The sequence below is a fragment of the Erwinia endophytica genome (genome assembly GCF_009295515.1).
In the GTDB taxonomy this organism is placed as follows: Bacteria; Pseudomonadota; Gammaproteobacteria; order Enterobacterales; family Enterobacteriaceae; genus Erwinia; species Erwinia endophytica.
The window spans coordinates 50,595-65,005 of the sequence record NZ_RQVV01000026.1; the positions used below are offsets into that span (position 1 = coordinate 50,595).

Annotated in this window: 10 protein-coding genes; 4 read left to right on the plus strand and 6 right to left on the minus strand. The window is 51.7% G+C overall.

The window, feature by feature from the left end; all coding sequences use genetic code 11:
* Window positions 1-75 precede the first annotated feature (75 nt).
* Entirely contained in the window at window positions 76-1,074 is a 999-nt protein-coding gene (fbp, locus tag EH228_RS09220) for a class 1 fructose-bisphosphatase (RefSeq protein WP_152321388.1), read from the plus strand.
* Between the two features lie 179 nt (window positions 1,075-1,253).
* Window positions 1,254-1,784, plus strand: a complete 531-nt coding sequence (gene ppa, locus EH228_RS09225; RefSeq protein ID WP_152321389.1) for an inorganic diphosphatase — start codon at window positions 1,254-1,256, stop codon at window positions 1,782-1,784.
* 60 nt (window positions 1,785-1,844) lie between these two features.
* Here ppa and EH228_RS09230 read toward each other — a convergent pair whose 3' ends face one another.
* Genes EH228_RS09230 through tamA form a run of 3 tightly spaced genes read right to left on the minus strand, consistent with a single transcriptional unit; the run spans window position 1,845 to window position 7,671 of the window.
* The gene (locus tag EH228_RS09230) at window positions 1,845-2,198 is read right to left on the minus strand and encodes a gamma-glutamylcyclotransferase family protein (protein ID WP_152321390.1); all 354 of its coding nucleotides are present in this window, start codon (window positions 2,196-2,198) and stop codon (window positions 1,845-1,847) included.
* Between the two features lie 2 nt (window positions 2,199-2,200).
* Window positions 2,201-5,959: an autotransporter assembly complex protein TamB gene (tamB, locus tag EH228_RS09235; RefSeq protein ID WP_152321391.1), complete on the minus strand. Its 3,759-nt coding sequence runs from the start codon at window positions 5,957-5,959 to the stop codon at window positions 2,201-2,203.
* Window positions 5,956-7,671, minus strand: a complete 1,716-nt coding sequence (gene tamA / locus EH228_RS09240) for an autotransporter assembly complex protein TamA (RefSeq protein ID WP_152321452.1) — start codon at window positions 7,669-7,671, stop codon at window positions 5,956-5,958. Before tamA ends, tamB begins: the two co-directional genes overlap by 4 nt.
* A gap of 559 nt (window positions 7,672-8,230) precedes the next feature.
* Between tamA and paeA the strand changes: the two genes are divergently transcribed.
* Entirely contained in the window at window positions 8,231-9,577 is a 1,347-nt protein-coding gene (gene paeA, locus EH228_RS09245) for a polyamine export protein PaeA (protein WP_152321392.1), read from the plus strand.
* 135 nt (window positions 9,578-9,712) lie between these two features.
* Here paeA and EH228_RS09250 read toward each other — a convergent pair whose 3' ends face one another.
* Window positions 9,713-9,919 (minus strand): DUF1107 domain-containing protein, encoded by a 207-nt coding sequence (locus EH228_RS09250; RefSeq protein ID WP_152321393.1) that lies wholly within the window; start codon window positions 9,917-9,919, stop codon window positions 9,713-9,715.
* 572 nt (window positions 9,920-10,491) lie between these two features.
* Entirely contained in the window at window positions 10,492-11,232 is a 741-nt protein-coding gene (gene cysQ / locus EH228_RS09255; RefSeq protein ID WP_152321394.1) for a 3'(2'),5'-bisphosphate nucleotidase CysQ, read from the minus strand.
* 386 nt (window positions 11,233-11,618) lie between these two features.
* Between cysQ and EH228_RS09260 the strand changes: the two genes are divergently transcribed.
* A complete protein-coding gene (locus EH228_RS09260) occupies window positions 11,619-13,559 on the plus strand; it encodes a bifunctional 2',3'-cyclic-nucleotide 2'-phosphodiesterase/3'-nucleotidase (RefSeq protein WP_152321395.1) in 1,941 nt (646 codons plus the stop codon).
* Window positions 13,560-13,941: 382 nt separating this feature from the next.
* Here the strand turns inward: EH228_RS09260 and EH228_RS09265 are convergent, their stop codons facing one another.
* Window positions 13,942-14,241 carry a hypothetical protein gene (locus EH228_RS09265; RefSeq protein WP_152321396.1) on the minus strand — a complete coding sequence of 100 codons (300 nt, stop codon included), beginning with the start codon at window positions 14,239-14,241 and terminating at the stop codon, window positions 13,942-13,944.
* Window positions 14,242-14,411 lie beyond the last annotated feature (170 nt).

The following is a 14,411-nucleotide window of genomic DNA, read 5'->3' on the forward strand; positions in this document are numbered from 1 at the left end:
GGCTAAACTGCGTACGAATACGTTGGCAGTTTGTTAATCAAGCTGCTGTGAAACCGCTGATTCAGGGAATGTGTTATGAAAACGTTAGGCGAATTCATCGTCGAGAAGCAACATGACTTTCCACACGCCACCGGTGAGCTGACAGCATTAATTTCAGCTATCAAGCTGGGCGCGAAAATTATTCATCGCGATATTAACAAGGCTGGTCTGGTCGATATTCTGGGCACCAGCGGCGTTGAAAACATCCAGGGCGAACAGCAGATGAAACTCGATCTGTTTGCCAATGAAAAACTCAAAGCCGCACTGAAGGCACGAGGGATCGTGGCAGGGATCGCCTCTGAAGAAGAAGACGAGTTCGTCATCTTCGAAGGCGTTGAAAACGGCAAGTACGTGGTACTGATGGATCCGCTGGATGGTTCCTCCAACATTGACGTCAACGTCTCTGTCGGCACCATCTTCTCGATCTACCGCCGCATCACCCCACCAGGTACGCCGGTAACGGAAGAGGATTTTCTGCAACCTGGCAACCAGCAAGTGGCGGCAGGCTATGTGGTTTATGGCTCGTCCACCATGTTGGTCTACACCACGGGTTGTGGCGTCCACGCCTTTACCTACGATCCATCACTGGGCGTTTTCTGTCTCAGCGCGGAAAAAATGGAGTTCCCTGAAAAGGGTTACACCTACTCCATCAATGAAGGAAACTACATCCGTTTCCCTCAGGGAGTGAAAAAATACCTGAAGTTCTGTCAGGAAGAAGATCAGGCCAGCCACCGCCCTTATACCTCGCGATATATTGGCTCTCTGGTCGCTGACTTCCACCGCAACCTGCTGAAGGGCGGGATTTACCTGTACCCAAGCACTGCCAGCCACCCGCAAGGTAAACTGCGCCTCCTGTATGAGTGCAACCCGATGGCGTTTCTCGCCGAGCAGGCGGGTGGTAAAGCCAGTGATGGTAAAAACCGTATTCTCGACCTGATACCGGAAACACTGCACCAGCGATCACCGTTCTTCGTCGGCAACACCGATATGGTGAATGACACGGAACGCTTCCTGCGTGAATTTCCAGATGCCTAATCCGGCAGTGCAGTATAGCGCTGGGGAACACCGGCGCTGTCAACCACTGTCGTGGGAAGTCGTGGTCGTTCAACACCCTACGGGAGCATTCCTAAAGGCCAAAAAGGGGGGATACTTTCAGCATCAGTTGGCTATAATGGGCGTCACGTGATTAAGACTGATATGTAAGGAATTAACCCATGAGTTTGAACCAGGTTCCAGCGGGTAAAGATCTGCCAGAAGATATTTACGTTGTTATTGAGATCCCGGCCAATGCTGATCCAATCAAATATGAAGTCGACAAAGCTTCTGGCGCGCTGTTCGTTGACCGCTTTATGTCTACCGCGATGTTCTACCCGTGCAACTACGGTTACATCAACCACACCTTGTCGTTGGACGGCGACCCGGTAGACGTTCTGGTCCCTACCCCTTATCCACTGCAACCTGGCTCCGTTATCCGTTGTCGTCCGGTTGGCGTGCTCAAAATGACCGACGAATCGGGTGAAGACGCCAAACTGGTTGCGGTTCCGCACACCAAGCTGAGCAAAGAGTACGATCACATCAAAGATGTGAACGATCTGCCAGAACTGTTGCGGGCGCAAATTACCCACTTTTTCGAACAGTACAAGGCTCTGGAAAAAGGCAAATGGGTGAAAGTGGAAGGCTGGGATAACGCTGAAGCCGCTAAAGCTGAAATCGTGGCCTCTTTTGAACGTGCTGCGAAGAAATAATTTTTCTCCCGCATGAAAAAAACACCGCTCAATGAGCGGTGTTTTTATTTGCAAAGCACCTCAGGTGGGCGCCTGTTCATCACGGCGAACCCAGTCACCGCTAAGGATCTGCTCTTTCCCCTTGACTGAACGCTGGTACACGTAAAGCCAGGCGCTACCATAGGGGGTCGGCACCAGTTCGCGCTTATATTCCCCGCCTTTCGTTCTGAGTGCGTCAAGCTCGCCCAGTGTGGAGACATCAATCCGGTATACCTCGCAATATACCTGCCCATTACCCGCTACCACGCCGGGATAATGGCCCAGGCTATACAACTCGAAGCCATCGATCTGATAATCCCCCAGCCACTGACCATTGGTCATCCAGTGGCTGTTGCCTTGCTTACGCCGTAAACTGCCATAGACAATTATTCGCATTGCTAAAACTCAAACTGATAGAGCACATCAAGGGCCTGGTCTATGCCAGATACCGCTTCCAAATAGAGTTTGGGCATCAGACGATAACGTAAGGTCAGGGTCGCCAATGAATCAAATATGCCAACACCATATTTTACCTGTAACCCCGGCAACACATAACCGCTGACCTGAACCTGCTGACTGTCACCAACACCCGTGGTATCCAGTGCGAGATTACTGACGCCAAAAGTCTCCCCGATTTTACCCACAACCTGCCCACTTTGCGCAAGCCCCAATCCAAGCAACGCTGAGGTTAATGCGGCACTATCGCTCCCGGAGGCGTCCAGCCCCTGTCCACGCAACAAATAAGACAATGCTTCCTGCTGTGACATGCTCGGGTCTGAGAAGACTTCCGCCTTCGGTTCATCCGCCAGTCCGGTCACCCGGATCCCGGCAGTAACATCATCCTCAGTGGCATCCGGATTACGGATCGCCTCAATATTGAGATAAGGTTGATCCGCCGGTCCGGCAAACTGCAGCTCGCCTTTACGCACAATCAGATCCTGCCCATAAGCATGGAAGCGACCGGAAGGGATATTGATTTGCCCGTTGAGGCCCAGCCCCCTTTTATCCTGTACCAGCTTCAGATCGCCATTCAGTTGCGCCTTCAGGCCAAACGCGCTGATCCGTACGTCATCCCCGACATGAATGACCAGGTTGCTGTTGATCGGGATGGAGGTACTCTGCGTGGCGATCGGTTTCAGGTTCTCATCCAACAGCACTTCGTCAGGAGAAACGCCGACCGCGCTCTGCGGCACTTCCTGCACGGTGATGCGCGCCCAGGGGATATCCACCCGACCATTAAGATTGAACAGTTGCGGCGTGGCGGCAAACACCAGATCCGGTGAAACATCCATCCGCACCATCGGCGGTACCGTCACGCGAACCCGGTCGCCTTTAGCGGCAATACGCGCCCGCCAGGCATCCAGCTTGCTCCAGTCCGCATCGCCGTTCAACGCGATCTGCCCGTGAGACGTCTGTAGCAGCCCTTCCAGCGTCGAATTCATACCGTTAAAAGCCATGTTGAGGTTGGCCGAGGTGAGATCGAATGGCATAAAGCTGCCTTTCACATTAACATTTTTCAGCCCCAGCTGACCGAACACCTGCGGCGTTTGCAAACTACCGCCCAGCCTCAGGTTACTGTTCAGCATCCCGGCGACTTTTTCACTTTGCATCAACGCCGGGTTGAGCATCGCCAGATCCACCCCGGTGATGTTGACATTGCCGGAAAGTGTACGCCTGGCCTGTGGGTCGGCAATCTGCACGTTACCATCCAATTGACCATTCTTCGCGATGCGGATCAGCCAGTCGAGCTGCGCCTTGCCATTACGCATCGCCGCATTCAGGTTCAGCGTATCGAACGCTATCGGCAGGATGTTGCCCTGAATGTCCTGTTCAACCTTCACGCCGTTACCTTTCAGCGATACACGCCCCTGGGGCAAAGCACCATCAGCCGTCCAACTGACATTCGCCTCCCCACTAAACACCCCGCTGAGTTTGGTTTCATCGCCGAGGAATGGCTGCACCATGGACAGATCGAAACGATTAAGCACCACTTTCGCCTCACCGGAGGCGCCCGCTTCAATGGTCTGCGGCACACACAACTCGGCATGCGGGTTCAGCCAGCAGTGTGCGCCAATGGAAACGGTCTGCCTGCTGTTGAGATAATCCAGCGCAATAGCCCGTGTTAAACGCCATTCCCCGACCGGTGTATCAAAACGGGTATTATTCAAGGTGCCCTGCCAGCGTTGCGCCTGACGATCAAAACTACCGTTAAGCTGCAATTGACCAGAGACCGGCTTACCCTCCACGGTCAGTTTCAACTGGTGCTGTCTTTCGCTGCCGCTGGCATCCAGCTTCAGTTGGGAAATATCCAGCGCGTCCTGTTTCAGTCGTTCAACCCGCAGCGCCAGTTTGCCCTGGATCTGCGGGTCAGAACGGATATCGCCCTGCAGGGCAACATGACCAATGCTCATCGCCTGCCAGCGCAACCCCGTTGCCGCCAGGTCAACCAACAGTTGCGGCGTCCGCTGCTCACCTCGCGCTTTGAGAGTCCCTTTCACCACACCGCCCAGACCTGGCAACGCATTATCCAGATAGCGGGCATCAATGTTAGCGTCCAGATTCAGCTTATCGCCCAGCGAACCTTTCAGATCGACATGGTTACGGCCCAGCACCAGCCTGATAGCGGGAATATCCCACTGGTTATAGCTGTTACCGTAAAGGGAACCATCGGCGCTCACCGCATTCTGCTTCACATTACCACGCAGCTTCAGCTCCGGAACGCGCACTTGCCAGCTACCACCATACAGGCTACCACGCGTGGTAATTTTACCCTCCAGCTTCGCTGGCCAGTCAGGATACTGTCGCGCGGTGTTGATGCCTGACAACGTCAGTTCACTGCGCCAACTGATCGCTTTACTCCAGTCCACCACGGCCGTCAGGTCGGTCTGACCTTCCAGCGCAGTGAGGCGCAGTTTATCCAGAGAGAACTGTTCAACGTTGCCTTTTCCATCCAGCGTTAACGTAGCCGGAGGGATCGCTTGCCCTTTCAGCGCGGTTTTCAGTGACATGACATAATCTGTCGCCTTGCCTTTAACGCTGAAATTGAGGTTATCCACCTGGTATTGCATGGCACCAGTCAACGGCCAGCGCAACTGTGGGCTCTGCAAGGTTACCGACAGCGGCAGCCCGGCGTCAGACAGGCGGGTTTGCGCATTCAGTTGTACCTGTACCGGACCAGAGAGGTTAACCGCCATATTCAGTTGTTCGCGCAGACCGCCATCCACGGTCAATTTGATTTTCTCACCCTTGATCGGGTCAATATTCACCGCACTGTACAGCGTGAAGCTCACTGGCCAGTGGTCCGCCAGTGTCGCCTGCCCCTGAGCATTCAATTGTCCCTGAGGTGAGTCCACCGTCAGTGTTTGCAGATGCAACAGACGATCCTGTGTTTTAGCCTTCAGCACCAGACGGGTCACCGCAATGTCGGTATCGCCGGTAATGTGCAGTTGCTCACCGAGGATCTGCTGGATATCCACATCCAGCGGCAGTTTGACATCCGGCAAGTCAGGCAACAGAGGCTTAGCGAACATTGCTTTCAGCATGTCGCCCAACGGCTGTTGATCCGGTTTTGGCGGTGGCGTGGGTTCACTGGTCACCTTAGCCACTTTCGGCAACGCAATGAGCAGCCCCTGAATGTGCGTCGGCGTCAGAGTCAACGCGCGCTGCCGCCAGTCGATGCCGGAGGTGAAATCCGCCAATGAAATCGCCGTGTCATCCACCTTCACATTGATATTATGCAAGGCCAGATTACGCAAGGTGATGGGATAAGGCGTACTCAGGTCGCCAGAAGATGACCCATCTTCCGCCGGGGCGGGCGCAGCAGGCGCCATTTTTTGGCTGTCCACCACCACGTTGACATCCTTCAACGACAGATCGTTCACGCAGAATGCGCTGTTTTTCAGGCAGCTCAGTTGCAGCGCCAGATGGAACTCGCCGACATTAACCGTGAGACCCGGCATTTCATACTGCACACCGCTAAGCCGAAGATTACGCCAGCCGCCATCGACCTGTTTGATCGCCAATCCCGGAACCCAACGCGTCGCGCCATTCAGTACCAGATGCAAACCGGGCGTGGTGGCGATTAAACAGACCAGGCCGCCCAACAGCAACAGCAGGAAAATCACTATGCCAATCAGGACCTTCTTCCAACGACTCATAGTTCAGGCCCCAATCCGATATAAAACTGTATGTTCCGGTGTTGATCATCGCCAATCGGGCGAGCAATATCCAGTTTGATCGGCCCGACCGGTGACTGCCAGCGCACGCCAAAACCGGCACCGGTTTTAAAATCGCTCTGTCTGATATCGTTCACCGCTTCTCCTGAATCGATAAACATCGCACTCCACCACCGCCCCGAGATGTTGTACTGATACTCTAACGAACCGGTGACCAGCCTGGAGGCCCCGGTCAGCTTGCCGTCGTCATCCCGTGGGGAGACGCCCTGGTATTTGTAGCCGCGAATGCTGCGATCGCCCCCGGCGAAAAAACGCAGACTCGGCGGAACACGGTCAAAATCACTGGTTTCAATCCAGCCCAGGTTGCCGCGCACCACAAAGCGGTGCTTCTCTGCCAACGTACGTATCCAGACGTTTTGCGCCTGCATGATGACAAAATCGATATCTGACCCCCAACGGGTGTTAGAGACATCCACTGAATAACGCTGCGAATCTCCCCAGATCGGCATCAGGCCGCCACGAGAACGGGTACGGTTGATACTTACACCGGGGTAAATCAACATCGTGGTGTCGGAGACATTGGCCTGGGTAAAGTCATCAAGGCTCCAACGCAGATTAATGGCGCGCTGCCAGCCGGAAGACGACTCCCAGTAGCGCGAGCCTCCCAATGTGGCGGAGTCGGCTTTGGTATCGTTCAGATCGGTTCTTTTCAGCCCCCCTTGCAGCAGGTAGTACTGTTCAAGGGGCGCTTTTAGTAGTGGGATCTTATAATTGAAATCCAGTTGCTGCTCAGGTGCCGAAACATTGGCGCTGGTGCTAAAGCTGTGACCGTAAGAGTTAACCCACGGTCTTCTCCATGTGGCTTTCACGCGGGGACCAACGTCAGTGGAATAGCCCACTCCAGTTTCAATGGTGTTTTCCGTGCGTGGGCTGACCACACCATGCAACGGCAGAACTTTAGTTTGACGTCCCTGACTGAACTGCGGCGCGACCACAACAGAATTAAACCAACCGGTAGCAGACAGACGGCGATTCAACTCAGCCAGAGAGCGAGAATCGTAATAATCCCCCTTCTTGAACGGGATCAAATTTCGCAGATATTCTTCGCGGATCTGCGAGCCTTCAAAACTGACCTCGCCAAAGCGGTAGCGATCACCACTGTTGTAGTCAATATCCCAGAAAGCTTCCCGCCGGGGGACGGAAACCCCCAGTTGGCTTTTGGTGAAGTCAGCATCGAAATAACCTTTCCGCAGCGCCATATTGTTCAGCGAGCTTTTAAAGCTATCGTAGTCGCCATGATTCAGCACGTTGCCAATTTTATCCCGGCCTGCGCGCCGTAGTGCCAGATAATCCGCATCTTTACTGGCTCCACCACGGAAAACCACGGTTTCACCGACCAGCTTGACAGGTTCCCCCGGCGTGACTTTCGCCAGCAGAACCGGGCGCTTTCCCCCCTCAGGGGGGGGCCGTAGCTCAAAAGTGATCGTCGGTTCGTAATAGCCCAACGCTTTCAGGCCTTCTTTAATCGCCTCACGCACTCGCGCCCGGAACCGACCATCCGCAGAAACCTCATCGCTGGAAATAGTGGAAAGCCGGGCACGAACATTACTTTGTAATTCCCCAGATAAACCTGTCACCTGTAAACGCACTGTCGCGGCCTGGACGACAGGTACGACGGCGATCAGACACAACATGCAATACACATGAATTCGTGGCACGCTAACTCCTGATTTTGTGGCCGGCCCTGATTCCAAATGGGCACAACGTCTTCTGTTATTTTCTCAAAGAAACCGGGCCAGATCTGGCCAGGATTTCGCTGACTTGACGTTTTTTTACTGCTAAAGCCAAATTTTTGACATATTGTGTGCAAAGAACGGACACGATACAACATAGGATCGTTATCGGATGCGATGCTAAAGCCACAGTTTTCTCACTGTCAGATGAATCTTATGCAGTCAGGCAGCATTCCGATAACGAAATGACCCATACGCAAGCGCTGTAATTGTAAGCGATCGCCACCGCAGCTATAATCCACTACTCAGACAAGCCGCCTACTGGCTTGTTGGTATTCTGCCCCGGCTACTCAGCCGGACTGACGCAGACATTTTTGGCACGGATAGCCCAGCCTCACTGAACGGGACATGATTACGCAGATCCTTACACGCTGCCCAGGCCAAAAATGACAGGTGATTAACCCAGGGCCACGGCGTTTTTACCCAAAAGCGACTGAGTGAGCCATTTTATGGATGTTTTATGTTAGACAGTTTGCTTGTCATCTTATTGCTGATCGCGATCAGCGCATTTTTTTCACTTTCAGAAATCTCTCTGGCGGCTGCACGCAAAATCAAGCTCAAGTTACTGGCGGACGAAGGAAATATTAATGCTCAGCGCGTACTGGATATGCAGGAATCCCCGGGCATGTTTTTCACCGTGGTACAAATTGGCCTCAACGCGGTAGCTATCCTCGGCGGTATTGTAGGTGATTCCGCTTTTTCACCGATTTTTCAAGAATTATTCACCGGTAGAGTCAGCGCAGAATTGGTAGAAAAACTGAGCTTTATTTGTTCATTCACCCTGGTGACCAGTCTGTTTATTCTGTTCGCGGATCTCTTTCCGAAGCGTCTGGGGATGATCGCCCCGGAGAACGTCGCGCTGAAAACCATCAATCCAATGCGATTCTGCCTGACGATTTTCCGTCCGTTGGTCTGGTTCTTTAACGGCGGCGCCAATATCATGTTCCGCCTGTTGAAAATCCCGCTAGTACGCAAGGATGATATCACTTCCGATGATATTTATGCGGTATTTGAAGCCGGTGCATTGGCTGGCGTGCTGCGTAAACAGGAACATGAACTGATTGAAAATGTGTTCGAGCTGGAATCGCGTACCGTGCCTTCTTCCATGACCTCACGTGAGAACGTGGTGTGGTTTGATCTGCATGAAGACGAGGCCAGCCTGAAAGAAAAAATTGCCAACCACCCGCACTCCAAATTCCTGGTCTGTAACGCGGATATTGACCATATTGTTGGCTATGTCGATTCCAAAGAGCTGTTGCTGCGGGTACTGGGGCATCAGAGTATGGCGCTGAACAGTGGCGTGCAGATCCGGGCAGCGTTGATAGTCCCTGATACGCTAACGCTGTCAGAGGCATTAGAAAGTTTCAAAACCGCCGGTGAAGACTTTGCGGTGATCATGAACGAATACGCCCTGGTGGTAGGCATCATTACCCTCAACGACGTCATGACCACCTTGATGGGAGATTTGGTCGGTCAGGGTATGGAAGAGCAGATCGTCGCGCGTGACGAAAACTCATGGCTGGTAGAAGGCGGTACGCCAATTGATGACGTGATGCGCGTACTGCATATCGACGAGTTCCCGCAGTCCGACAATTACGAAACCATCGGCGGTTTTATGATGTTCATGCTGCGTAAAATCCCCAAACGTACCGATTTCGTTAAGTTCCATGGCTACAAGTTCGAGGTAGTGGATATTGACAGCTATCGTATCGATCAATTGCTGGTCACCCGTATTGATGCCCGCCCGACAACAGCGGGGACAGTACCGGCCCGGGCAGAGGAAGACGCCGAGAAAGAGCATTCTTAAGCACTGTCAGCCCCCGTCACTCACACCATGAACGGGGGTGTAACTCAGCGGTTATGGGAAGGCGTCCTGATGAGCCGCTGACGCTCCCCGAACAAACATTAGCAAAAAGGCGCGGTATCCCGCGCCTTCGTTTTATCAGTTAAATTCACTCTGTAGACGCAACACCTGGCGGTTGACTTCTGACATCACGCTATAGTGCTGTTTATCTTTAACACGCGGGGTCAGGATCTTACCCTGATCAAATTCGAATGCGCCTACATCCTTGATATATATCCTACCGCGAAACAGGGTTTTCACGTATTTGGCTACCTGAAAGGGGTTGTATCGCTGGAATATTTTCATTCTGTTTCTACTCCTGAAAAATGATACGCGCTACGCCGTGTCCAAGCTCGGTACGGATCTTTGCAGCGCAAAGTGCATTTACTATAAACCAATATCGAATTCACAACGTCTGGAATTGAATTTTTTTACTGTTTTTACAGATCATGACAGTACGCTCTATCAGCTTAAGATGGTTTAACAGTATAAACCTTCATGATTTAAAAAATTGTGCCGTTTGTTGCAAATGTGTTACCCGTGAAGCAACAGTGAGATCATCAGTGATAATGATGACAGGAATATGACCAACCGGTCCTTTACCGTTTGAAGGAGGCGACAAGCCGGGCGTGCATTTTTTATCCTGTTACCACCGCTGACTACCGCTACACATAAGTTTGTGGCGGACTGCGGGTTCCAACCGTGGAAATCGATGGCAGGGGGAACGACTTTGACAACAGGAACAGAACGGGAGCAATAGGCAGGGACTGCAACAGGCAGGCGACATCGCTATTCATACCTCAGCGTAATGATGCCGCCTTTACCGACGAAGTGAACCGGATGTCAGAAAGACGAATGTATTCGCCTACAAGGGGTGGTCAGAAAATGGAAACGCGAAAACCAGGATTAAGGAAAGATTCGCGTGGCGCATAGTCCAGCGTCTTTCCCTGCCAGTCATGAACATGTGCGCCTGCCGCAATGGCCACCGCATGGCCCGCGCCCGTATCCCAAATATTGGTCGGTCCAAAACGTGGATAAAGCTGCGCTTTGCCCTCCGCGACCAGGCAGAACTTCAGTGAGGAGCCAATTGCTGTAGTCTGGTGCTCACCCAGTTGGCTGAGATAATCCTCCAGCTCGCTATCCGCATGCGAACGGCTGACGACCACTAACGGAGGTCGGGCCTCGCGCACTCGAATTAGTTCTTTATGCCCGCCCTCTTCTTTCCAGGCTTTACCATCCGCAGCGGAATACATCACACCCAGCACCGGGGCATATACCACCCCCAGCACCGGCTTGCCATTGTCGATCAACGCAATGTTAACGGTGAACTCGCCGTTACGCTTGATAAACTCTTTGGTGCCATCCAGCGGGTCAACTAACCAGTAACGTCGCCAGTGCCGACGGACCTCCCAGGCTGGCGGATCTTCTTCCGACAACACCGGGATATCTGGATCAAGTGCAGACAGCCCCTGCACAATCACCTTGTGCGCGGCAATATCCGCCGCGGTCACGGGTGAATCATCTGCTTTATGCGAGACATCAAGCGGTGCCTGTCCATCATACACTTTCATGATGGCATCGCCCGCTTCCCGTGCCAGCTGGCAAATTTTATCTAGCATTTTTCACCTCTTGATTCGCATTTTTATCCGGATACCGCCGTTCAGGCAAGCGGGCTTAGCCAGTTGGTTCCGCCCGGCAAAAACCATTATTGGTAATAGTAGCTGATCGCGACAAGTCTTCCTCAAACAGGCAGCCTGATGTTTCAGAGTAAAAACTAACAGTTAACCTTAATTATCAATAGCATAATACATTCCCTGGCTCCAAGTCTGCTTTTTTTGACACGCTATCGCTGAATAGTACGCATGGCGGACTGGCTGAACCTCCGAAAGTCGTTATAAGTGGTGAATGTTTGTATCAGATCACATATATGTGAGACATAAGGTAACAGCCTCATCAATATCTGAGATGTTATGGATCTTTGGCTGCTGATTTTATGGAGAAAATGATGATTAAGCCTTTTGTAACACTGACAGCTCTGCTGATCGGTCCCGCGTTGCACGCCGCTACCGTTGATTTCCGTTTGCTGGAAACCAGCGATCTGCACAGTAATATGATGGACTTTGACTATTACAAAGATACCCCGGTCGAGAAATTCGGTCTGGTGCGTACTGCCACCCTGATTGCAGCCGCCCGTAAAGAAGCCAGCAACAGCGTATTAGTGGATAACGGTGATATTATTCAGGGTAGTCCATTAGGCGATTACATCGCGGCAAAAGGCCTTCAGCACGGCGAGGTGCATCCGGTCTACAAAGCGATGAATACGCTGGATTATACCGTGGGTAACCTCGGTAATCATGAATTCAACTACGGGCTGGACTATCTGCATAAAGCCATCAATGGCGCTCGTTTCCCCTACATCAATGCCAATATCATCGACCGTAAAACAGGCCGACCAATGTTTACGCCTTACCTGATTAAAGCCATCCAGGTCACTGACCGTGAAGGGAAAATACATCGCTTAAACGTTGGCTATATCGGTTTCGTTCCCCCACAGATTATGCTATGGGATAAAAAGAACCTCAGCGGAAAAATCACCGTTGATGACATCACCGCAACCGCCCGTAAATGGGTACCGGAAATGCGCAAACAGGGTGCCGATCTGGTCGTTGCCATTCCGCACTCCGGCCTGTCAGGCGATCCTTATCGCGCAATGGCCGAGAACTCGGTGTATTACCTCAGCCAGGTTCCCGGTATTGATGCCATTCTCTTTGGTCACGCTCATGCGGTTTTCCCCAGTAATGATTTTTCCGCCATCAACGGCGCTGATATCGCCAAAGGGACGCTGAATGGCATTCCTGCAGTGATGCCCGGCATGTGGGGCGACCATCTCGGCGTGGTCGATCTGGTGCTGAATAATGATAGCGGTCGCTGGCAAGTCAGCCGTGCGAAAGCTGAAGCCCGCCCGATTTATGACACGGCGACAAAAAAATCACGCGCGGCTGAAGATCCCGCGCTGATGAAAGTGCTAAAAGACGATCACCTGGCCACCCGTGAATTTGTCAGTCAACCGATCGGTAAATCAGCCGATGTTATGTACAGCTACCTGTCGCTGGTACAGGACGACCCTACCGTACAGATCGTCAATAATGCGCAACGTGATTATGTCGAGCGCTTTATCCAGGGTGACCCGGATCTGGCCAATCTGCCAGTGCTGTCTGCCGCTGCACCTTTCAAAGCCGGGGGACGCAAAAACGATCCGGCCAGCTATGTCGAAGTGGAAAAAGGGCCACTCACGTTTCGTAATGCTGCGGATTTATACCTTTACCCCAACACGCTGGTGGCGATGAAAGTGACGGGCAGAGAGGTAAAGGAATGGCTGGAGTGCTCGGCCGGACAATTCAACCAGATAGACCCGACCAGCAGCAAACCGCAGGCGCTGATTAACTGGAACTTCCGCACCTATAACTTTGATGTCATTGACGGGGTGCAATACCGTATTGATGTGACCCAACCCGCACGCTACGACACTGAATGCCAGTTGATTAATGATCAAGCCTCACGGATCCGCGAGCTGACCTTTAAAGGAAAACCGCTGGATCCTGATGCCACTTTCCTGGTCGCCACCAACAACTACCGCGCTTATGGCGGGAAATTTGCTGGCACAGGAGACAGCCATGTGGCCTTCGCTGCGCCAGATGAGAACCGCTCCATCGTTGCCGCTTATATTGCCGCGCAGACTAAAATACATGGCGAGGTAAAACCGCAACGTGATAATAACTGGATGCTGGCACCAATAGACAGCAAGACACCACTGGATATCCGCTTTGAAACCGCCCCCAGTGCGAAAGCGGCTGCATTTATCCAACAGTACGCCAGTTATCCTGTGCATAAAGTGGGGACTGATGAGACCGGATTCGCCATTTATCACATCAAGCTGACCCCGTGAGAGAGGAAGACGCTGTCTTTAATTGACTCAATAAAAAAGTCAGCCAGAAATAACGGGTTGGCTTTTTTATAAACGCAGGAAAATGCAGTCGGCATATCGGCAATGATCTGCCAATACCCGTCTGAATGCAGGAAAAGGCATTTCCGAAGTCTGATGAAATTCCCGAAGCAATCCCTGATGTGATGATTACGTCTGAACTGGCGAAATCAATCGTCAGACGAAAGATCCATACTGAAAATGCACGCACCATAAACCAGCCCCTTGAACATAAATTCGCAAAGCTGGTTTTAATCAAAATGAGCCTGTTGTGTAGTTAAGAAACCAAAAGAGAATTATATTCTTTACTCTTTACCTGATAAATAAAATAACAGGCTTATTTTTCTTATGAAAGCAACGATGCAACACCATCAATTATGCCAGAAATACCACTCTGGATATTAGAGGCTCCTTTAATCAGATTGCCCTGAAAAAACACCTGACTCAGTCCCAGACCAATAGTGGCAGTAGCATCAGAGAAATTGGTAGTCGTGCCAAAAATAGAGGACAGCGCAGTATCGGCAAGACCACCGATAGCGCTGCCAATACCAGAGTAAATGCCATTAATGATACTGCCAGAGGTGATATCAGTAATGATACCAGCACCTGACACTGAAGAAACTTCCGTCATATTTAATTCACGCATAGTATTTTCCTTAATAATTAATAAATATTCGCCAGAGATTTTTCTTTGCGAGATAGAACTTATTCGAAAAAACAATGAGAGTCAACCCATTGAAAGACGGGATGTGAGGAAACTTAAAATTATAAAAAAGAAAAAATTAATAATAAGAATTATATGACAAAAATAAGCTA

Excerpts from the sequence above, each read along its gene's own strand:
- EH228_RS09265 (WP_152321396.1), bottom strand. The coding sequence starts at position 14,241 with ATGCGTGAATTAAATATGACGGAAGTTTCTTCAGTGTCAGGTGCTGGT.
- fbp (WP_152321388.1), top strand. The coding sequence starts at position 76 with ATGAAAACGTTAGGCGAATTCATCGTCGAGAAGCAACATGACTTTCCA.
- ppa (WP_152321389.1), top strand. The coding sequence starts at position 1,254 with ATGAGTTTGAACCAGGTTCCAGCGGGTAAAGATCTGCCAGAAGATATT.
- EH228_RS09250 (WP_152321393.1), bottom strand. The coding sequence starts at position 9,919 with ATGAAAATATTCCAGCGATACAACCCCTTTCAGGTAGCCAAATACGTG.
- tamB (WP_152321391.1), bottom strand. The coding sequence starts at position 5,959 with ATGAGTCGTTGGAAGAAGGTCCTGATTGGCATAGTGATTTTCCTGCTG.
- EH228_RS09230 (WP_152321390.1), bottom strand. The coding sequence starts at position 2,198 with ATGCGAATAATTGTCTATGGCAGTTTACGGCGTAAGCAAGGCAACAGC.
- cysQ (WP_152321394.1), bottom strand. The coding sequence starts at position 11,232 with ATGCTAGATAAAATTTGCCAGCTGGCACGGGAAGCGGGCGATGCCATC.
- paeA (WP_152321392.1), top strand. The coding sequence starts at position 8,231 with ATGTTAGACAGTTTGCTTGTCATCTTATTGCTGATCGCGATCAGCGCA.
- tamA (WP_152321452.1), bottom strand. The coding sequence starts at position 7,671 with ATGTTGTGTCTGATCGCCGTCGTACCTGTCGTCCAGGCCGCGACAGTG.
- EH228_RS09260 (WP_152321395.1), top strand. The coding sequence starts at position 11,619 with ATGATTAAGCCTTTTGTAACACTGACAGCTCTGCTGATCGGTCCCGCG.